This window comes from Bifidobacterium longum subsp. longum JCM 1217 (assembly GCF_000196555.1).
In the GTDB taxonomy this organism is placed as follows: domain Bacteria; phylum Actinomycetota; class Actinomycetes; order Actinomycetales; family Bifidobacteriaceae; genus Bifidobacterium; species Bifidobacterium longum.
In genome coordinates this window covers 234,383-255,434 of record NC_015067.1, presented here as the reverse complement: position 1 = coordinate 255,434, position 21,052 = coordinate 234,383, and the positions used below count along the sequence as shown (strand labels likewise).

Here is a 21,052-nt window from a genome sequence, read left to right as displayed (position 1 = left end):
GCCGGCGTCGACTTTGTCTCTACAATGCCGTCCCCCTTGTGGGGGCTAACAGTTCGTCAGTAAAAGCCGGTCTCGTTTTGGTTTCGTTACGGCAAGTTACGCGATTGTTAAGCGCACCTGACAATTAGGTTGGCATCGGATGGGCTGATTCCGGCATGATTCCAACGGATATGGGAAAGCCCCGAATCATGTTTCGAATATGCTTCGGGGCTAGGTTTGGTGCGTTGCGGGCGTTTCCCGCGCCCACAACGTGGACGGACGCAGGGCTCCCCTCGCTGAGGGGAGCTGTCGAGCAAAGCGAGACTGAGAAGAACTCGACCGTCTACGCGAGAATGCCGTCCACGAAACCTTCGGGATCGAAAGGTGCCAAATCGTCCGGACCTTCACCAAGACCGACGAGCTTGACCGGCACGCCGAGCTCCTTCTGCACGCTGACCACGATGCCGCCCTTGGCGGAACCGTCAAGCTTGGAGAGCACCACACCGGTAATGCCGATGGCTTCGGCGAACACCTTGGCCTGGGCCATGCCGTTTTGGCCGGTGGTGGCGTCGAGCACAAGCAGCACTTCATCCACCGGCAGGTTCTTTTCGGTAACACGGCGAATCTTGCCGAGCTCGTCCATCAGGTTCGACTTGTTCTGCAGTCGGCCGGCAGTATCGATGATGAGCACGTCCGCGTTCGCTTCCTTGGCCTTGGCGGATGCCTCAAAGGCGACGGATGCCGGGTCGGCACCGTCCTTGTCGGAGCGGACGACGGGCACATTGACGCGTGCGCCCCAGGTTTCGAGCTGGTCGGCGGCGGCCGCGCGGAAGGTGTCGGCCGCGCCCATCATGACCTGCTTGTTTTCGGCCACGAACAGTCGAGCCAGTTTGCCGGCAGTGGTGGTCTTGCCGGTGCCGTTGACGCCGACCATGATGATGACGCTGGGCTTGGCGGCACCCGGCTTTTCGGCATTGAGGCGGCGGTCCGTATCTCGACCGACCAGATCGAGCAGCTTCTCCTTGAGCGTGGCGCGTACTTCGGCTGGGTCGGCTTTACCAGTGATGCGGGCGTCGGTTCTCAGGTCATCGACCAGTTGGGCGGAAGCATCCGCACCGACGTCGGCAAGCAGCAGTGTGTCTTCGACGTCTTCCCAATCGGCCTCGGAGAGATTGTCTTTGGCGAGGATGTCGAACAGGGCCTTGCCGAACGGGTTGCCGGACTTGGCAAGTTTTGCCTTGAGTCGGGTCAGTCGAGAGCCGACCGATTCGGGGGTTTCAGGTTTGGCGGGAGTGGGCTTGGAGGCAGGTTGGGACTCGGGCTTGGGCGCAGCTGCCGGTTCGGGTTCGGCCTGCGCGGCTGGCGCAGGCTCGGCTTTGGCCGATTCGGCTGACTTGGCCGGCTCGGCGGCAGTCGCAGCCTTAGCTTCCTCGGCTTCGGCGGCCAGCCGAGCGTCGGCGGCGGCCTTGGCGTCGCGGGTCTTCTTGTTGTCGGGGGCAACCTTGCCCATCGCACGATCCAAATCGCGCTTGCGGGACTTGCCCAACCAGATGCTCAGGGCGATTACGATAACCGCCGCCACAATCACGCCAAGAACGGCGAGCACAGTATTCATATCCATACCTGTCAAGTCTAGCCCGCAGATGGAATCCCCTACGAATTCGGCAGTCTCAGGCCGACAATTCCACCCGGCGACTTAAGCTGAACCGCATGGCACATTCTTCACGTATGACGTCGCTGCAGCGCCGCGAGCAGCTGATTGAAGTCGGACGCTCGCTATTCGCCGCCAAAGGCTTCGAAGCGGTAAGCGTGGAGGAAATCGCCGCGCACGCCAAAGTCTCCAAGCCGATTGTGTATGAGCATTTCGGCGGCAAAGAGGGCCTGTATGCCGTCATTGTGGATCGTGAGATGCGCGCGCTGACCGGTACGCTGACCGCCGCGCTCGACGATCCGACCGTGCACCCGCGCCAGATTGTGGAACGCACGGCGCTTGCGCTCCTCACCTATATCGAAGAGAATGCCGAGGGGTTCCAGGTACTGGTACGCGACTCGCCGAGCACCGACCCGTCCGGCTCATTCAGCTCGCTGATGGGAGACATCGCCGTACGCGTTGAAGACATTCTTTCCGAAACATTCAAACGGCAGAAGCTGTCTGCCAAGGGCGTGCCGTACTACGCGCAGATGCTGGTGGGCATGACCGTATTCACCGGGCAGTACTGGGCCGACCGGCCAAAGGTGAGCAAGGAGCAGCTGGCTGCATACATTGTGGATTTGGCCTGGCATGGCCTGAGCCGGCTTGACTCCAAGCCCCAGTTGTTCTTTGAGGGCGCCAAGGCGCGGAAGGAGGCCGAGCGCCGAGCCAAGCGCGAGTCCGATTCCGGCAGCCCGGATTCAGACCAGACGAGTTCTGCCCAATCGGATCCCGAGCACGCCACCGGGGAAGATTCAGGGTTGCAGAACATGCGTTCAGGGGCACAGGTTACGCAACACTCTGCCGAGTCGGGAGGCGAAGTGCTACGGTTTGAACAGGAAACTGAACATAACGACTAAATATGTGAGGACGTAAGACTTTCATGGCCAGCACGGCAAAGACGCTCACCTTTGTGATCCCCGCATACAATATGGAGTCCTACCTTGACCGTTGCGTGAACTCGCTGCTTTCGGCAAGCGACATCAGCGACCTCGAGGTGCTGATTGTGGACGACGGTTCGAAAGACGGCACGCTGGAGTACGCGCGCAAGCTGGAACGCACCAATCCGGGCGCCGTGCGCGCGATTCATCAGGAGAACAAGGGCCACGGCGGCGCGGTGAACACCGGTATCGCGGCGGCGACCGGCATGTACGTCAAAGTGGTGGATGCGGATGATTGGGTCGACCCGCAGGCCATCGACACGGTTCTGGCCACGTTGCGTGCACAGCATGACACCGACGAACCGATTGACATGCTGGTGACCAATTACGTGTATGACAAGGTGGCCAAGCGTCACAAGACCGTAGTGAACTTCCGCCGTGTAATGGAGGCCGGCCGCGTGCTCGGCTGGGATGACCTGGGCAAGTTCGGTCTGGCGCAGTACATCATCATGCATGCGCTCACCTTCCGCACGCAGGTGGTGCGCGATTCCGGGCTGAAGCTGCCGGAGCACACGTTCTACGTCGATTTCTATTACTCGTACCAGCCGTTCCCGTGGGTGAAGCGCATCCAGTACCTCGATGTGCCGTTCTACCACTACTTCATCGGGCGCGAGGGTCAGAGCGTGCAGACCGACGTGATGATTAAGCGTGTGGACCAGTTGCGGCTCGTCAATCGGCTGATGACCGAGGCCACGCCCGAACGCGGTACGGTGCCGGAGGGGCTGTACCGGTACATGATTCACTTCCTGGCGATCGAATCGTGCGTTACCTCGACGTTCCTGATTCTCTCGCGCGATCCGGCCAACTACGTTAAGAAAACCGAGCTGTGGGATGCGATTGACGCCTATTCGCCGGCCATCGGCAAGGATGTGCGCTCGCAGCTGATGTCCCGCGCGCTCAATCTGCCCGGCAAAACCGGCCGCTGGATCGTGCGCAACGGCTATCTCATCGCCAAACGCATCGTCGGCTTTAACTGATTCGGATTGTGGTTTTGCCCTGCTGACGCGTTATCAGCAGGGCATCCCTATTACCTCCCCAGTCGAGGTTTTGCTACTCGGCCCAACGGTCGGACATCGCGAAGCTGTTGTGCATCAGGTTGCTGGAGGTGTATAGCACGTCGTTCAGCAGCTTGGTTGTGTGCTCGCGCAGGTAGTCGGCCATCTCGTCGTTGGCCGCTTCGAGCACATCCGCCACGCCCTGCACATCCTTCTCATCGCCGTGGCCGCCATCGAGCGGCCATGCATTCGTATCCGTCGATTCGGCATCGCTTCGAGCAAGCAACTGCTCATCCGTGCGCTCGATGAGCCGGTGTCCGAACGCGCGCACGCCCTCGGCATACCCTTCGATGAACCGGTTCGTCTCATACCAGTGTGCGTCGGCCACGACGGCGATCAGGCGGTTCGTCCAATACAGGTTGCCGGTGGAGACTTCGGGCGTGGTGTCGCGCAGGTAGGCAGGCGTGTCGTTGACGTTCGCGTAGAACGGCGCGGCGGCGGTGAACGGACCAGAGCCGAACGATACCCACATCACCGTGCGATTGGCCGCCGGCACATACGGACGGACCTGAATCGCCACCATATGGCCGGTGCGGTTCACGCCGATCGGACGGTAACGGTGGCGCGATTCCGCCGTGCCGGTCGTGCCGTACGGGTCGTACGGCGTGCCTTCGAAGTGCGAGGACAGCAGGAAATCAACGTCTTCGAGGCTCACCTTGTCTTCCGGCACGCGGCACCACGGGATGTCGTCGGATTCGGGCGTGTAGCGGGCGGCCGGCGAATCCCAGTCCTCGCTGGGGTTGAGGCGGCGTTGCATGTACCAGGCACGCGGCGTGTTGTAGATATGGTCCTTCGGCGTCGCGGTGCCGAAGGCCTTGCGCGGGTTGAAACGGGTGGGAAGGGCAACGGTTGTTCCGAATCCGGCGCTATGCGCGTGACGGCCGTTGGAAGAGACCGGCGTTCCCATTGTGCGGTCGAGGTGATGCGTGGCCATGAACTCGCGCAGGTCGGCGCTGCATAGGTATTCGCGCTGCTCGCCGAACGCATCGGCGAGGTCGAAGTCGTCGATGCCGAGCTGGTTGGGGATCGTGGCATAGCAGTCATCGGGCACTCGGCGGGCGATCCAATGGTGGCCGCCGATGGTCTCGACGTACCAGATCTCGTCCACATCCGAAATAATCACGCCGTTCGATTCGTAGGTGCCGTAGGTTTCGAGCAGTTCGCCCAACCGCGCGACGCCCTCGCGCGCGGTGGTGACATACGGCAGCACAAGGGTGATGATGTCTTCCTCACCGATACCGCCGGGCTGCTCGGCCTGATAATCGGTGCTGTCCGGTTCGCCGACAGCCGGCCGCAACTCGACCATCGGGTCCGCACCGAGCACGCGCTCGTTGACAGCGATGGTTTCGGTGGCGCTCATCGCCACGTTGTGTTCGTTGGCACCGGCTTCGGCCAGAATGCCACGATTATTCAGCACGTTCGGTGCGATGGTGTACCGGCAAGGATTGTCCGGTAGTTCGATTTCGACATGGCTCAGCACGCTGCGGTAGTGGCGCGGCTGGTCGTCGGGGGCGACAGCGACGAAGCGCTTGGGATCGTAACGGCCCGAGCCCGAATCGTCATCGCGGGCGATGATGGTGGAACCGTCGTAACTGGCATTTTTGCCGACAAGAATCGTGGTGCATGACATGGGACACCACTCTAGGAGCCAGGCTGGTCGAAACAAAAAAATCCTTGGAACCATTGCGATTCCGAGGATTTGTTGTGCCCCCTGTGGGATTCGAACCCACAACCCACGACTTAAAAGGACGCTGCTCTAACCGTTGAGCTAAAGGGGCAACTCTTCTAAAATACACACCGTTTTGGGATATTTCAACTACGGCGTTGCGTACACGTTTGCGTACGCGATTGGCCCAACGCACGGCACAGCACACGCAATGTGGCCCAAATCGCAGCCCAAATCGCATATCGCCTCTAGCGATAGATAGCCGCCGGCGACTACCCTTGTACATTATGAGTGAATCCCCCAATTGGAGCAATCCCCTGCGCGACTCGTGCGACCTCAGACTGCCCCGTATCGCCGGCCCATGCAGCCTCGTCATTTTCGGTGTCACGGGCGATCTGGCACAAAAGAAACTACTGCCAGCCGTCTACGACCTGGCGAACCGTGGCCTACTGCCGCCGAGCTTCGGTCTGACCGGTTTCGCCCGCCGCGACTGGACACAGGAACGGTTCATCGAATTCGTCAAGGCCGCCGTCCAGGCGCATTGCCGTACGCCGTTCAAGGAGTCGACTTGGCGCAATCTGGCCGCCGGCATCCGCTTCGTGCAGGGTACGTTCGACGACCCGGAGGCCTTCGAGCGTCTGAGCGCCACCGTGCAGGAGCTTGACCGCGACCGCGGCACGCAGGGTAACCATGCCTTCTACATGTCGGTGCCGCCGCGCGCATTCCCACAGGTCGCCAAGCAGCTGGCCGCCTCCGGCCTGTCGCGCTCGTCCGAGGGCGCATGGCGCCGCGTGATCATCGAGAAGCCGTTCGGCCATGATCTGGCCAGCGCCAAGGAACTCGACAGCGTGGTATCCGAAGTGTTCGACCCGAGCTCCGTGTTCCGCATCGACCACTACCTCGGCAAGGAAACCGTGCAGAACCTGCTGGCCCTGCGTTTCGCCAACGCCATGTACGAGCCGATCTGGAACGCCAACTATGTGGACCACGTGCAGATCACGATGGCCGAGGACATCGGCATCGGCGGCCGCGCCGGCTATTACGACGGCATCGGCGCCGCACGCGACGTCATCCAGAACCACCTGCTTCAGCTCATGGCTCTGACCGCCATGGAGGAGCCGGTGAGCTTCACCGCCAAGGACCTGACCGCCGAAAAGACCAAGGTGCTTTCCGCCGTGCGCCTGCCCAAGGACCTCGCCGCCAACACCGCGCGCGGCCAGTACGCCAAGGGCTGGCAGGGCTCGCACGAAGTGGTCGGCTACTTGGAGGAAAAAGGCATCGACCCCAAGAGCACCACTGAAACGTACGCCGCCATCCGCCTCGATATCGACACCCGCCGCTGGGCTGGCGTGCCGTTCTACCTGCGTTGCGGCAAGCGCCTCGGCAAGCGTGTAACCGAAATCGCCGTGGTGTTCAAGCGCGCCCCGCATCTGCCGTTCGAGCAGACCGCCGTGCGCGAACTCGGCAAGAACGCCATCGTGATTCGCGTGCAGCCCGACGAGGGCGTCACCATGCGCTTCGGAGCCAAGGTGCCGGGCGGCTCCACCATGGAGGTCCGTGACGTGAACATGGACTTCAGCTACGGCCGCTCCTTCACCGAGAACTCGCCGGAAGCCTATGAGCGACTGATTCTGGACGTGCTGCTCGGTGATCCGCCGTTGTTCCCGACCACCGAAGAGGTGAACCTCAGCTGGGAGATCCTCGATCCGATTGAACAATTCTGGTCCACGCTTGGCCAGCCGCAGGCCTACCGCGCCGGTACGTGGGGTCCGGCACAGGCCGACGAAATGCTGGCGCGCGACGGCCGCCACTGGAGGATGCCATGATCATCGATATGCCGAACACCCGCACCCGCGAGATTGCGCACAAAATCGAACAGCTGCACGAGGAGCGCGGCGAATCGGCGACCGGCCGCGTGCTGACGCTGCTCATCGCCACCGAGGACGCGGACCTAGAGCATGCGCTGGAAATCGCGAACTCGGCCAGCCGTGAGCACCCGTGCCGCGTGATTGCCGTAGTACCGGATACCAATCCTGCCGATCAGTCCGGCGAAGGCGAACCGAACGCGGCCGAAGTGGCCGCCGAGGTGAGCGCGAGTCGCGATAATCCGGCCGTCGATTTGACCGACGGCCCGAACGATCCGAACGATTCCAACCTGAACGCCCAAGTGCGATTCGGCGCGGACGCCGGTGCCGGTGAGATCATCATCTTGCGTCCGCGCGGTGGCCTTATCAACCACCCGGATACGCTGGTTATCCCGCTGCTTGTGCCGGATGCGCCTGTAGTGGCGTGGTGGCCGACCACACCGCCGTCGAACCCGGCCAAGGATCTGATGGGTGCGATGGCCCGCAGTCGCATCACCGACGCGTTGCACTCCAATAATCCGGAGGCCACGATTGAGCGTTTGCGCCGCAATTGGACACCGGAAGATATCGACTTGTCCTGGACACGACTGACCGTCTGGCGCGCAATGCTCGCCTCGATGCTCGATCAGCCGCCGCACCTGCCCATCACCGCCGCGAAGGTGACCGGCAAGGCCGACTTCCTGCCTATAGAAATGCTGTGCGCATGGCTGCGTCTGAAACTTGGCGTACCAGTCGAAACTGAGTTCGTGCCCGACGCGCAGGCCGTGACCGGCGTGTACCTGACCCGTGAGGACGGTGTGATCTCGCTGGAACGCCCGTATGAGGACCAAGCGCTGATCTCGCTGCCCGGCCAGACTCCGCAGGAAGTGTCCGTGCCGATGCGCACCATCGAGGACTGCCTGACCGAGGAACTGCGTCGCATCGATCCCGATGAGATCTACGCCGAGGTCATCAACGAAGGCTGGGATCTGATTCGTCACTGAAGTCGGTAGAACCCGTTGCCACAGCGGCGTTGGAATGAGTTCGGCAATTGTGGCCGAGCCATGCCAACGCCGTTGCTCATCGTTTCCTACCTCATGCGATGCCGAAGCTCATGCCCGCGGAGTAATAAAGTGACATATGCGATGTCGCACAATGTGGATTGTGTTGTCAACTGACAACACAATCCACATTGCAAAGTACGACACATACCCCATACAAGGACCATACATGGCAACTCGAAAACTCATTGTGTATCCGAATAAAGATCTGATGATTCAGGCTGGCGCGCAACGTTTTGTCTTGGCGCTACTCGATTTGCTCGCCGAACGATTGCCTGATGGCACGCATCGCACGCGTGTGGATGTGGCGCTGTCTGGCGGTTCGGCCGCGCAGCCGCTGGGCTTGGTGCTGAACGATCCGCTGGCTGACGCGATTGATTGGTCGCGCGTGCATTTCTGGTGGAGCGACGAACGTTTTGTGCCGGCTTACGACACCGATCGCAATGCTTTGGAGGCCCGTCGCCTGCTGCTTGACCAGCTGGTGGCAGATGGCAAGCTGCCTGAGTCGAATATTCATGAGATGGCGGCCGATACCCGTTCAGCCGATGACATCGCCGATGTGATGGATCAGGCCGACAGCGATGATGCTTCCGTTCGCGCCGCCGCCGATGCCGCGAATGATGCGTTGCTGGACGATGTCGCGAGCGACTATGAGCGCGAGTTGGTGAATGAATTGGGGCCGGAACCGGTAATCGATCTGATGATTCTCGGCATGGGACCGGACGGTCACTATGCGTCGCTGTTCCCTGGTCATGATGAGGTCAAGGTTACTGATAGGCTCACCGTGGGTGTGAACCACTCCCCCAAGATGCCGCCGCTGCGTGTTTCATTGACCGCGCCGCTCATCGCGCGTTCACGCCATACGTGGTTCTTCGCCGCCGGTGCCGGCAAAGCCGAATCGCTGGCCCATGTCTTCGAGCAGCCCAACAAACCGGATTACCCGTCCTCCTACGCCAACGGAGTGGACGAGTTCATCTGGTTCTCCACCGAAGAAACCGTCACCGAGTTGTGAGTGAATTAAGCCCCCTCTGATGAGGGGGCTTAATTCGTCTATGGCTACGCCTCAATCTCGGACTTGCCCTCTTCGCCGCCGGCCCCTGCAATTAGGGACTCGCCTGCGGCGAGGCTCAGTGTTGGCTCGGCGGCATAGCCGCCTCGCTCCGAAGAGGGCCGGGGAGCCCACCGGGCTCCCCTAAGCCCGAGATCGCGAGGCTACGCCTCGATCTCGGGCTTGCTGTTTTCTCAGCTCGGCTATCGCCGAGCCTGAAGAAGGCCGGACAGCCCACAGGGCTGTCCTAAACCTGAAATCACGAGGCTACGCCTCGATTTCAGGCTTGCCTTCTTCAGCCCACAGCGTGTGGAACACGCCGGGCTTGTCTACGCGGCCGTAGGTGTGGGCACCGAAGAAGTCACGCTGGGACTGGGTCAGAGCGGTGGGCAGGCGCTTGGAGCGCAGACCATCGTAGTACGCCAGGGAGCTGGAGAACACCGGGGTCGGGATGCCGGCCTCCACCGCGCGAACGATCACGCGACGCCATGCATCCTGCGATTCGCCGATGATCTTCTCGAAGTACGGATCGAACAGCAGGGAAGCCGGCGGGTTATCGCCCCTGAAAGCCTCGGTGATGCGGTCGAGCAGGAACTGGGCGCGAATAATGCAGCCGCCACGCCAAATGCGGGCCACTTCGGACAGGTTGATATCCCAGCCGTATTCCTTGGCACCGTCCTGAATCTCGTTCAGGCCCTGAGCATAGGCCACGACCTTGGAAGCGAACAGAGCCTTGCGCACGTCCTCGACGAACGCGGCCTTGTCTTCTCCGGCCAGATCGATGGTCTTGTTCGGTCCAGCCAGACCTTCCTTCTGAGCGTCTTCACGCAGCTCACCGTGCGAAGACAGTGCACGAGCGAACACGGCTTCACCGATGGCAGCCACAGGAGAACCACATTCCAGACCAGTCTGCACGGTCCACGTACCAGTACCCTTCATGCCGGCATGATCCACGACCACGTCCACGAACGGCTTGCCGGTCTCGGCATCCTTGTGGTGCAGAATCTCAGCGGTGATCTCGATCAGGTAGGAGTCAAGGTCGCCCTTGTTCCATTCAGCGAACACGTCGCCAATCTCCTCGGCATCCATGCCGAGTCCACGGCGCAGAATGTCATACGCCTCACCAATCACCTGCATATCGGCATACTCGATGCCGTTGTGCACCATCTTGACAAAGTGGCCGGCACCATCGGTGCCGATGTGGGTCACGCACGGTTCGCCGTTCACCTTGGCGGCGATGGACTGAAGAATCGGGCCCAAGGTCTTCCAGGATTCCGCAGTGCCACCGGGCATCAGAGACGGGCCGTTGAGCGCGCCTTCCTCACCACCGGACACGCCGCAACCCACGAAGTGGAAGCCCTTGGCACGTACTTCCTTCTCACGCTTGATGGTGTCCTTGAAGAAGGAGTTGCCACCGTCGACGATGATGTCGCCCGGTTCGAACACCTCTTCCAGCTGCGCGATGGTCGCGTCGGTCGGAGCACCGGCCTTGACCATGATGATGGCGGTACGCGGACGCTTCAGGGACGCGGCGAATTCCTCGAGCGTTTCGGCCGGCACGAAGTTGCCTTCGGTGCCATGCTCGTTCATGAGCTTCTCGGTACGCGAGTAGTGGCGGTTGAACAACGCCACCGTGTTGCCATGGTGCGCCAGATTACGCGCCAGATTGGAGCCCATCGTGGCCAGTCCAATCACACCAATGTTTGCTGTAGCTTCGGCCATGTGCCTTGCCTTTCGTTTGATTGTCCCATCGTCATCACGCGCGTCACAAAACAGCGCATCAGCGGAGGGAATCATTCCTTCAACGCTTGAAAGTGTATCCCGCTTACCACCCACACGCGAGGGCTGTCTTAGGTTCTACGCACCTTCTGCCCGCGAAGCGTAATTACTTGCCGGCCATTCACATACGCCCGGCCTTGGAAGGGTCGATATGCATGGTCTGGAAGCGATTGGCCATGTAAGCGTCGCTGTAGCGTTCGCTGAACCACATCGCGACCGGTGAATCCTGCGGCTGGCCGGCCATGCGCCCATACCAGCAATCCAAGGCCATCAGCGTGAAGGCAATGTCGATCACCATCAGCACCGTGCATACCGCAGTCAGCGAATACCGCACTTTCCATGGAATGCGATTAATCAGAGCCAGCAGTCGCGGTAACAGCCACTTGATCCACACCACACCAATCAGTCCCCAGAAGAACATGAATTGGCCCGAAGTACGTCCGTCGATGGACAGCCAACGGCCGGTGTAATCCCACGCGGTAATACCAAACGCCGCTTCCATGAACCAGCTGGTGCAATATTCGAACGCGCCGCCGATCACCGCCGAAGCGCAGAAAATCAAGAACGGATTCGCCTTCCACAGACGATTCAGGCACACGGTTACCAATACCGCACCACAGCCGTAAATCGGCGAGAACGGGCCCCACAGCAAACCAGCGCGGTCCTGAAGTTCACCGTTATACAGCGCCATATGGTAGATCGTCTCCACAATCAGGCCACCCACCGAAGCGATGGTAAACAGCCAGAAGATATTGAAAAAGTCCAGCGCAATATAGCCCTTGCCGGACTGGTCGCGGCCTAGCATGCCGGCCGCCACAGCCGATTCATAATCATCGCGATCGTCCATACGCCTGAGCGCGCGCTGCAGACGGCGTTCCTCGCTCAGGGAGGGATCGGCGGTCACCGAAATCACGACGAGAATAATCATCTGAATCAGCGGCAGCAGCAGGTTGAAGCCAAGGCCGGTCAGGGCCAGCGACAGCATGCCGTCGGCCAACGTCAACGGCATCAGCACGTAGGTCCAGCGCGCGGCATACCGGCGATGATTGCGCAGCAGCATCACGCCGAGCACAATCAGGCATGCGGCACTGACTACCAGCACCACCGCATGAATCGCGGACAGGATGAAGGTCAGGCTCATCGCATCGACGTGCACATGACCATCCAGAATCTCGCGCACGGCATAGAGGATGGAAATCACCATAATCGGCAATGTGGCGAGTCCGTCCAGCAGCACGACCGCGCCATAGATGCGCGCCAGAATCGGTAATCGCTTGGCGTTCAGGTTCAAGCCGGCGTCGTCCAGTTCGACGGCCACCAGATCGGCCACGACTGCGGACTCGGCGTCACGGTTCTCCCGCGGCTTGCCGGGGGTAGTGGCCGTGCCATCGTCCTTGAATTCAACCATGGTTTCCTCCCCACATAGCGTCCCCTCACCCTATCACCCGATTGCGGTTTTGCTGAACTTGATGGGCGGTCGGTACATGTCTGTCTACATTGCCGAGCACCGAGCCTATCCATCGCGTTCAGGAAACGTCCAAAAACCATCCAGAAATCTTGTCAATAAGTTCCAGAACGCCTTTCGCTCTGCCCAGCGACACACGATAAGCCGCTGGGCAGCAGCGTTATTCCGCCAAAAACATCATCAATCACCCCATTAATCTCCGGCAGCCGTATTACGCTACTACAAACGTAGCGCTACGATTAACGTATCGCTACGGAAAACGTAGCAACCAAGCAACACCAAGCTCCGGAGGTATCAGTGGGCAATATCTTCAAGGTCCTCAGACGCGACTTCCTGCGCCTGTTCAAGGTGCCGGCCGCATGGGTGATCCTGTTCGGCATGGTGTTCATCCCGCCACTGTATTCGTGGTACAACATCGTCGGCTTCTGGGACCCGTACGGCAATACCAAAGGCATCACCGTCGCCATCGCCAACAATGACGACGGCACCGACAACGCGCTCATCGGCAAGCAGAACCTCGGCGATCAAATCGTCAAGCAGATGAGAAGCAACGACCAGCTCGGCTGGACCTTCGTCACCGAAGCCGAGGCCATGGACCAAGTGGAATCCGGCAAGGCATACGCAGCCATCATCATTCCCAAAGACTTTTCCGACGATCTCGCCGGCGTGGTGACCGGCGGCAAGAGTCGGCCCACTCTGGAGTATTACGTCAACGAAAAAGCCAGCGCCATCGCCCCCAAAGTCACCGACGTCGGCGCGTCCACTGTGGACCGCACGGTCAATTCCACATTCGTCTCCACCGTATCCGAAGTACTTACCGAAGTCATCAATACGGTTGACGGCAAAGCCATCAGTACCGAAGACACCACCAAAGCCAAGGCCCTCACGGCCCTTGCCAAGGCCTCCGACGATGTGCAGCACACACGCAGCACCATCGCCAAGCTCACCACCAAACTCACCGACACCCCAGAGCAGACACGCACCGCACGTCAGGCGCTGGACGACGCGCGCACACTTGGCATCGACACTGCAGAAGGTCTGGCCGGCGTCTCCACCCTGATCGGCACTACCCAGACCAGTCTGAACGGCTTCGTCACCTCCACGTCCGAAGCGCTTGACCAAGGCTCAAGCCTGCTGAGCCAAGCCGCAGCACAGGCCAACCAAAGCGTGGGCACGGTAACCGGAACCATCAGCGCCGCCAATCAGCAGGTAGGCGGACTGATCAATACGGCGGAAGACATCAACCAAGCGAACGCCGACATCATCGACCAACTCAAAGGGCTGCCGAACGCCAATCGAGAACCGCTGCAATCCGCCATTGCCACACTGGAAAGCCGCAATAGCGAGCTTGCCGGCGCACTGGGCAACCTCGATAGCCTGAACACCACTATCGGCAATGCCTCCACAGACACCGCCGGATTGGCGCAGCATCTCAATACCGCCACCCAAACCACGGTGCGCGAGGCCAATACCGCTCGCGGCACCATCACCTCCGGCGCCATTCCTCAGCTCAACACCGGTCTCAACGCCCTCAGCTCGACCGCCAGCACTCTGTCGACCGGCATCACGTCGCAAGGCTCACTCATCGATCAGTCGAAGCATACCCTCGACCAACTCGACAAAGCAGCCTCCACCACGGTGACCGCGCTGCGCGACACCGATAAGGCGCTGGCCGGCGTACAAACCAAGCTCGATACGCTGGTCACCGACATCAAAGCCCTGAGCATCTCCAGTTCACTCAGTTCCCTGATCGGCACCGACGGCAAACTGGATGCCGCCACAATCGCCGACTTCATGCTCTCCCCCACTGTTATCAGCGAACAGGCCGTCTATCCGGTCGCCTCCTATGGTTCCGGCATGGCACCGCTGTTCACCACCCTGTCTTTGTGGGTGGGCGCGTTCGTGCTCGTGGTCATTCCCAAACTCGAAACCGATGATGAGGGCATCGACGATCTCACACCAACCCAAGGCTATCTCGGTCGCTTCCTGCTACTGGCCACGCTGGCTGCCGTCCAAGGCCTGGTCACGGCCATCGGCGATCTTGTCATCGGCATTCAATGCGCGAGCGCCCCAGTGTTTCTGCTCACCTGCGTCATCACCTCACTGGTGTATATGTCGGTGATTTTCGCCCTCTCCACCACGTTCATGCACGTGGGCAAAGGCGTATGCGTGGCGCTGGTCATTCTGCAGGTGCCGGGCGCCTCCGGCCTGTACCCGATTGAAATGATGCCCGCGTTCTTCCGCGCCATCTACCCGCTGCTGCCGTTCACCTATTCGATTGACGCGATGCGTGAAACCATCGGCGGCTTCTACGACGGCCTCTGGTTCGCCTATATCGGCAAATTGCTGGTTTTCGTGGTTCTGGCCTTTGCGCTTGGCCTCGGCGCCCGGCCGAAACTGGCCAATCTCAACCGCCTGTTCGCGCGGGAAATCAAGGAAAGCGACATGATTATCGGCGAGCCGGTGCATCTGCCCGGCAGCGAATACCGTGTCACTCAGGCCATTGCAGCACTGGCCGACCACGACGAATACCGTCATGCCATCGAACGTCGGGCCGCCAAATTCGCCTACCGTTATCCCCGGCTGCTGCTGGGTGCGCTTATTGCCGGATTCGTGGTGCCGGCCGCGCTCATTATCGTGTTTGCGCTGACCACCAGCGAGAAAATCGTAGTCATGGGCACATGGCTGGCATGGGTGCTCATCATCATGGGCTTCCTGATGGTCGTGGAATTCATGCGCGATTCCATCCGCCGCCAAACCGAGCTCGGCAGCCTCTCCGACGAGTCGATCCGCGCCATGCTGTACGGGCATAAGGCCAAGCGTCGCGACACCTCCGCCGAACGCCACGAAGAAGCGGACCCGAGCGCCGCTGTTACCGCAATCATCCCCACTATTCCGCCGACCAAGGAAGGCAGGCACGCACGATGAACACCATGTGGAAACTGTTTACCGGCGACATCAAACGCCTGACCAGCAACGTGGTCTCCATCATCATCGTGATCGGCTTGGTGATGATTCCCGGCCTGTTCACCTGGTTCAACGTGGCCGCATGCTGGGACCCGTTCTCGAATATGAAGAACCTGAAATTCGCGGTGGCGAATGTGGATGAGGGGTATCGTTCCGACCTGATCCCGGTGAAAGTCACGGTCGGCGATCAGGTGGTGAACGCGCTGCGCGCCAACAGTCAGCTCGATTGGACGATCACGTCCAAAGCCGATGCCGTCGAGGGCGCACGATCCGGCAAATACTACGCGGCCATCGTAATTCCGAAGTCGTTCAGCAAAGACATGATGACCTTCTTCTCCGACGACGTGCAGCATGCCGAACTGACCTATTACCGCAACGAGAAGAAGAACGCGCTGGCACCGAATCTGCTCAACGAGGGCACGGATGAGGTTGCGGCGGAAATCAACACCACGTTCGCTAAGACCATCACTTCGGCCGGGCTGGAAATCGCGTCTTCGCTGGCCGATCAGCTGTCCAAGCCCGAGGCCAAAGAGCAACTGAATACCTTCAACGCCAACATCGCCAATTTCGCCACACAGCTTGACGATACTGCGGATCTGCTTGGCACATACAGCGCATTGACCGATACGGCCGGCGCCTTGCTCGACACCTCGAACTCACTAATCACTCAGGTTTCCTCTGCCGCCAAACAAGGCGGCAAGGATCTTGCCAGCGCCAAACAGGAAGTCACCGACGTGGCCGGAGCCCTGGGCACCACCGCTGACGCGATGAGCAGCGCACTGGACGCGAGCGCCTCCAGTTTCGGCGCGGTGTCCGATTCCATAGACAAGCTGTATTCCGACGCGAATGATGGTGCCACCACGGTCGCCGACGAATTGGACCGTCAAGCCACGGCCATTGGCAAGCAGACGGAGAAATACACTGAAATTCGCAACACGTTGGCCGGCATACTGGGCAACGACTCATCCATCATCACGGCGATTGACCGTTCAATCGCACGACAAAACAGGCTGCGGCAAGCGCTGAATACGGCGGCGACCGATATTCGCCAAGGCAATCAGGACGCGCAGGATCAGCATGCGCAGGTCAAGAATCTGGCTGATCAAGCGCAGAACAGTATTGCCAATATCAAGTCAGATTTCTCGGCCACGGTGAAACCGCAAATCGACTCCCTGTCGTCCACCGTCGCTGACGCCTCCGGCATACTGAGTTCCGGCGCCACCCAGTTGGACTCCACGCTCGGCGACCTGAAAGGGACTTCCGACGACGCCAGCGATATGCTCAGCGACGCTCGCACTACCTTGGACAAGGTGTCCGGCAAACTGCGTTCCGCCGGCGCCGAACTGGCTTCGTTCAACAGCACACTGAGCGACGCACTAAACAGTGGCGATATGGGCATGGTCAAAGAGGTGCTGGGCAATGATCCCGAAACGCTGGCCAGTACGTTGGCCGCACCGGTGCAGCTCAGGCGCAAGGCCGTATTCCCGGTGGCGAATTTCGGTTCGTCGATGGCACCGTTCTACACGCTGCTGCCGCTGTGGGTGGGCGCGCTGCTGATGGTGGTGACGCTGAAAACCACCGTGTCTCGCCGGACGCGCAAAGCATTGGGCGATCCGCGGCCGCATCGGCTCTTCCTTGGGCATTACGGGGTGTTCGCGCTGATTGCGCTGCTGCAATCCACGGTGTCGCTCGGTGGCGATTTGCTGTTCCTGCGCGTGCAGGCCGTGCATCCGCTGCTGTTTATGTTGTCTGGATGGCTGGCCTCGCTGGTGTTCTCGTTCTTCACCTATACGATGGTGGTGAGTTTCGGCAATGTGGGTAAGGCAATCGGCGTGCTTATGCTCATCGTGCAGATTTCGGGTGCGAACGCTGCCTACCCGGTGCAGATGTTGCCCGACTTCATCGCCAAAGTCAGTCCGCTCTTGCCGCTCACCCATGCGGTGACGATGATGCGTGCGGCCATCGCCGGCATCTACGACATGGATTACTGGCGGGCCGCCGGAATGCTGCTGGCATTCGTGCCGCCGCTACTGTTGCTTGGGCTGTTGCTCAGGAAGCCACTGGTGCGGTTCAACCAGTGGTATGTAGCCCAAGTCGAGAGCACTAAAGTGCTGAGCTAGTAGGTATTATCCGGGAGTTGCCTACAAACGGCATGGACTTACCACCCTCAGTCTGGCTTTGCCAGCCAGCTCTCGCCAGCGGGAGCGTACGGGAGCATATTTCGAAGAGAAGAGATGACGGAGATGACAGACACGACGGCGACACCGCGCGGTGAGCGCACGCGCGAGGCGACGGATCGCAAGCTCATGCGAGCCACGCTGCAGATTGCGGTGGACCGCGGCATCAGCGGCGTGACCATCGAGGAGGTGGCCCGGCGCTCCGGTGTGGCCAAAACCACGATTTACCGCCGATATCATAATGCCGACGAGCTGCTGCACGAGATCAGCGCGATGTATCTGGCCATCCCGGATTCCGACCCAGTGCCCAGCCCCACGCGTGAGCATTTCACGCAACTATTGCAGCGATTGGTCGATTGGGTGCGCGACAACGACATCGACGTCAAGCGCGTGGGCATTGTATTGTCCAGCGAGGCCGAGTTCTTCCAGCACATCGTCGACCAAGTGGTGACCCCGTGGCTGGAGCGTGTGGGGGCGTTCCTCAAGCAGGGAGTCGCGCAGGGCGTGTTTCGCGAGGACGTTGACGAGAAGTTGCTGTTGTCCACGATTATCGGATCTTTGGTGGCGTATGAGGCCATCGAGGGCAAAGCAATGGACGACGACACCGCCTGGGCCTCGCGCATGGCCGATCTGCTGTGGCCAGCATTGCTGAAGTAGCGGTCTTACTCCTGAATCGAAGCCTCCTGGCGGGCGACTTCGAGGGCTTTGTTGAAGGCGTCGGAGGTCCAGCTGGCGCCGGCGACCTTGTCCACTTTGAGACCCTTCAGAGGTTTGCCGTCCACCACGCCGTTAATGGCTTTGGCGAAGTCGTCCTGATGGTTCTTGGAAATCGTGGTGAACGGGTGCCCAATGATATTGACGGTCTCGACGTTGCCGTCCTTGATGGTCAGATGGACGTCGATGGAATCCTCGCCTACCGGGCCGTACTGGCCGTTGATCGAGTAGTTGCCGTCCTTGTAGTTGCCGGTGTCCTTCTTGTCGGACGTGGTGGTGGACGGGTCGTTGTGCGACGAGCTGGAATCGGAGCCGTCGGAGCTATCGGAGCCGTTCGACTGGGATTGCGACTGCTCTTCCTGCGACTTCTCGGTCTCGCCCGAGTTGCCGGCGTACGCATCGTCCATCGGCGCGGCCTTGGATTCGCCGCATCCGGCCAGCAGCGCGCCAGCCACGACCAGTCCGGCCGCCGCCAATGTCGCGGATTTCTTCAACGTACTCTTTTCGGTCATATTCACGCTCCTTAAGCCCCCCTCTGACGAGGGGGGCTGTCAGCGAAGCTGACTGGGGGAGAGACCATCAGCTTGCCATGTATTCCTCACATACTGCTCGATGCCCCTGACGGCCCTACTCCTCGCCGCCGGTTTTCGCGGCCTTGGTGGGGTCAGTGAAACCAATGGCGGTCTCGCCGTTCTGCGCGCCCTCGACCTGTGCACCCGTGGAGGCGGGCTTGCCGCCGGCCGCCTCGTAGGCCTTGCGCGCATCCTCGTCATTCCACTTCTCACCGACGAGCACGCCATGGTTGAGCATGATCTCGCGCTGCGCGCAGCTGGCGACCAGCGCATCGTGGGTGACCACGATAATCGTGGTGCCCTGCTCGTGCAGCTTGCGGAACAGGTCGAGCACGATTTTCTCGTTCTTCTCGTCGAGGTTGCCGGTGGGCTCATCGGCCAGAATCAGCTTCGGGTCGTTGATCAGCGCGCGGGCCACGCACACGCGCTGCTGCTCGCCGCCGGAGAGCTGGCCGGGCAGGTGGTGGGCGCGGTCCTTCAGGCCGACCTTTTCCAGCGCCTCCATGGCCTGCTTCTCATCGACCACCGAATGGTAGTACTGGGCCACCATCACGTTTTCCACGGCGGTCAGGTGCGGCACCAGATAGAACTTCTGGAACACCAGTCCGATGAGGTTCTTGCGCACGTCGGCCAGCTGCGTGGCGTTCAGGTCCTCCAGCTTGCGGCCTTCCAGCTTCACGGAGCCCTTGGAGGGCGTGTCCATGCAGCCAATCATGTTCATCAGCGTGGTCTTGCCTGAGCCGGAGGAGCCGACGATGGCGAGCCATTCGCCTTCCGGCACGGTCAGATTGAGGTCGTCCACGGCACGCAGGTCGCCGTAGATCTTCGAGATGTGGTCGAGTTCAAGTAGCATGACGTTTCTCTTTCTTTATTCTTCGCGAAGCACGACGGCGGGGTCGATGCGGGTGGCGCGGTGGACGGGCGGGATGGAGGCGACGATGGCGACCAGCGCGCTGAACAGCACGGAAATCAGGGCCAGCCACCAGTTGAATACGATGGAGCGTTCGAACACCGCCACGCACAGCCAACTGGCGAGTCCGTAGCCGATTGCGGTGCCGATGAGGCCGCCAATCAGGCCGTAGAGCGACGATTCGATGTAGAACTCGGTGCCGATGGCACGCGAGCTAGCACCGAGGGCCTTGCGCAGGCCAATCTCGTTGCGTCGCTGCGAGACGATCGAGCTGATTGTGGTGCCGACGCCGACGAGCGTCAGCACCAGCACCACCAGCGAGACGATCCAGAACAGCGTCTGCAGCATGGTGATGATGCGGGTGTCGGAGGCGGTGATCTTGGTGATCTGCTGTGCCTTGACGTGCATGGAGGTCATGTCGTTGATGCTGGACACCAGGCCTGCGAGGTCGCTGGCGCCGGCCGAATACTCGATGACGTCCACGCCGCGCGTGATGCCGGTGAGCTTGTTGACGTCGGCGTTGGTGGCGTAGATGATCGAGTCTTCGCTGCCGCCGGTGTCCACGATGCCGGCCACGCGGAATTCGGTACCGGAGGTGTCCATGATGTCACTGGAGACACGGCCGTCTTTGGTTTGCTGGTCGATCGAGGAGTTCGACGAAGTGCCGTTGGTGCTGGCGTTATCGGATGCACGGTAGCCGATGGTGATGGCGGAGCCGATTCTCAGGCCGATGGCGTCGGCGATGTCGCGTCCGACCAGCACCTTGCCGTCGGTCGGCCACGAGCCGTCGACCACCCAGTGATGGTTGAGGTTCTTGACCTGCGCCGCATTCACGCCGGCCATAACGTACGGCGAGGCGTTGACGCGCACGTTCTCGTAGCGGTAGGTGGCGTATTTCGCGGAACCCTTGGCCTTGACCATTTCAGTGGTGTGCTGCACCATCGCCTTGTCGATGCCGGCCTTGCCGTCAGCATTGGTCGATTCGGTGGGCGTGACAATCAGGTTCGCGCCGTACGCACGCATCTCCTCGTTCATCTGCTGCGGCACGGCGAGGCAGATCATCGCCAGACAGAACAGTGTGGCTGCGCCGACCAGCGACGCCACCACAGCCATCACCGCGCGCGAACGCCGACGGAACACGGCGCTGAACAGCATTCTGAAGAACATACCGGTGTTGGTCATCG

Annotated in this window: 15 protein-coding genes and 1 tRNA gene; 8 read left to right on the top strand and 8 right to left on the bottom strand. The window is 60.7% G+C overall.

Going from position 1 to position 21,052, the window contains the following annotated elements:
- Window positions 1-322: 322 nt before the first annotated feature.
- A complete protein-coding gene (gene ftsY, locus BLLJ_RS01015) occupies window positions 323-1,600 on the bottom strand; it encodes a signal recognition particle-docking protein FtsY (protein WP_007056312.1) in 1,278 nt (425 codons plus the stop codon).
- Window positions 1,601-1,707: 107 nt separating this feature from the next.
- Between ftsY and BLLJ_RS01010 the strand changes: the two genes are divergently transcribed.
- Both BLLJ_RS01010 and BLLJ_RS01005 read left to right on the top strand, forming a co-directional pair.
- The gene (locus BLLJ_RS01010; protein WP_007054725.1) at window positions 1,708-2,529 is read left to right on the top strand and encodes a TetR/AcrR family transcriptional regulator; all 822 of its coding nucleotides are present in this window, start codon (window positions 1,708-1,710) and stop codon (window positions 2,527-2,529) included.
- A 23-nt stretch (window positions 2,530-2,552) separates the two neighbouring features.
- Window positions 2,553-3,587, top strand: a complete 1,035-nt coding sequence (locus BLLJ_RS01005) for a glycosyltransferase family 2 protein (RefSeq protein WP_007056302.1) — start codon at window positions 2,553-2,555, stop codon at window positions 3,585-3,587.
- 73 nt (window positions 3,588-3,660) lie between these two features.
- Here the strand turns inward: BLLJ_RS01005 and BLLJ_RS01000 are convergent, their stop codons facing one another.
- Together BLLJ_RS01000 and BLLJ_RS00995 are read right to left on the bottom strand one after the other, a co-directional pair.
- On the bottom strand, window positions 3,661-5,295 hold the full coding sequence (locus BLLJ_RS01000) for a C69 family dipeptidase (protein WP_007054723.1): 1,635 nt from the start codon (window positions 5,293-5,295) through the stop codon (window positions 3,661-3,663).
- A gap of 75 nt (window positions 5,296-5,370) precedes the next feature.
- Window positions 5,371-5,443: transfer RNA gene (locus tag BLLJ_RS00995), tRNA-Lys, on the bottom strand.
- 175 nt (window positions 5,444-5,618) lie between these two features.
- Between BLLJ_RS00995 and zwf the strand changes: the two genes are divergently transcribed.
- The 3 genes from zwf (at window position 5,619) to BLLJ_RS00980 (ending at window position 9,248) form a co-directional block, all read left to right on the top strand.
- The gene (gene zwf / locus BLLJ_RS00990; RefSeq protein WP_007056756.1) at window positions 5,619-7,157 is read left to right on the top strand and encodes a glucose-6-phosphate dehydrogenase; all 1,539 of its coding nucleotides are present in this window, start codon (window positions 5,619-5,621) and stop codon (window positions 7,155-7,157) included.
- Window positions 7,154-8,179, top strand: coding sequence for a glucose-6-phosphate dehydrogenase assembly protein OpcA (locus tag BLLJ_RS00985; RefSeq protein ID WP_013582349.1), 1,026 nt, complete (start codon window positions 7,154-7,156; stop codon window positions 8,177-8,179). Before zwf ends, BLLJ_RS00985 begins: the two co-directional genes overlap by 4 nt.
- Before the next feature lie 226 nt (window positions 8,180-8,405).
- Complete coding sequence (locus tag BLLJ_RS00980) at window positions 8,406-9,248, top strand: 6-phosphogluconolactonase (RefSeq protein ID WP_007056307.1); 843 nt, start codon at window positions 8,406-8,408, stop codon at window positions 9,246-9,248.
- Between the two features lie 303 nt (window positions 9,249-9,551).
- On the opposite strand, the gene gndA is transcribed toward BLLJ_RS00980, so the two are convergent.
- Both gndA and BLLJ_RS00970 read right to left on the bottom strand, forming a co-directional pair.
- Window positions 9,552-11,006 (bottom strand): NADP-dependent phosphogluconate dehydrogenase, encoded by a 1,455-nt coding sequence (gene gndA / locus BLLJ_RS00975; protein WP_007051573.1) that lies wholly within the window; start codon window positions 11,004-11,006, stop codon window positions 9,552-9,554.
- A 178-nt stretch (window positions 11,007-11,184) separates the two neighbouring features.
- Entirely contained in the window at window positions 11,185-12,471 is a 1,287-nt protein-coding gene (locus tag BLLJ_RS00970) for a putative ABC transporter permease (protein WP_007056309.1), read from the bottom strand.
- Between the two features lie 354 nt (window positions 12,472-12,825).
- Between BLLJ_RS00970 and BLLJ_RS00965 the strand changes: the two genes are divergently transcribed.
- The 3 genes from BLLJ_RS00965 (at window position 12,826) to BLLJ_RS00955 (ending at window position 18,329) form a co-directional block, all read left to right on the top strand.
- On the top strand, window positions 12,826-15,456 hold the full coding sequence (locus tag BLLJ_RS00965; RefSeq protein WP_007056315.1) for a YhgE/Pip domain-containing protein: 2,631 nt from the start codon (window positions 12,826-12,828) through the stop codon (window positions 15,454-15,456).
- On the top strand, window positions 15,453-17,615 hold the full coding sequence (locus BLLJ_RS00960) for a YhgE/Pip domain-containing protein (protein ID WP_007051577.1): 2,163 nt from the start codon (window positions 15,453-15,455) through the stop codon (window positions 17,613-17,615). Before BLLJ_RS00965 ends, BLLJ_RS00960 begins: the two co-directional genes overlap by 4 nt.
- A gap of 114 nt (window positions 17,616-17,729) precedes the next feature.
- Complete coding sequence (locus BLLJ_RS00955) at window positions 17,730-18,329, top strand: TetR/AcrR family transcriptional regulator (protein WP_007051578.1); 600 nt, start codon at window positions 17,730-17,732, stop codon at window positions 18,327-18,329.
- A gap of 5 nt (window positions 18,330-18,334) precedes the next feature.
- On the opposite strand, the gene BLLJ_RS00950 is transcribed toward BLLJ_RS00955, so the two are convergent.
- The 3 genes from BLLJ_RS00950 to BLLJ_RS00940 all read right to left on the bottom strand — a co-directional run bounded on the left by BLLJ_RS00950 (window position 18,335) and on the right by BLLJ_RS00940 (window position 21,050).
- A complete protein-coding gene (locus tag BLLJ_RS00950) occupies window positions 18,335-18,898 on the bottom strand; it encodes an FMN-binding protein (RefSeq protein ID WP_007056748.1) in 564 nt (187 codons plus the stop codon).
- A gap of 115 nt (window positions 18,899-19,013) precedes the next feature.
- Window positions 19,014-19,811 carry an ABC transporter ATP-binding protein gene (locus BLLJ_RS00945; RefSeq protein WP_007051580.1) on the bottom strand — a complete coding sequence of 266 codons (798 nt, stop codon included), beginning with the start codon at window positions 19,809-19,811 and terminating at the stop codon, window positions 19,014-19,016.
- A 15-nt stretch (window positions 19,812-19,826) separates the two neighbouring features.
- The gene (locus BLLJ_RS00940; protein ID WP_013582348.1) at window positions 19,827-21,050 is read right to left on the bottom strand and encodes an ABC transporter permease; all 1,224 of its coding nucleotides are present in this window, start codon (window positions 21,048-21,050) and stop codon (window positions 19,827-19,829) included.
- Between the last annotated feature and the right edge of the window lie 2 nt (window positions 21,051-21,052).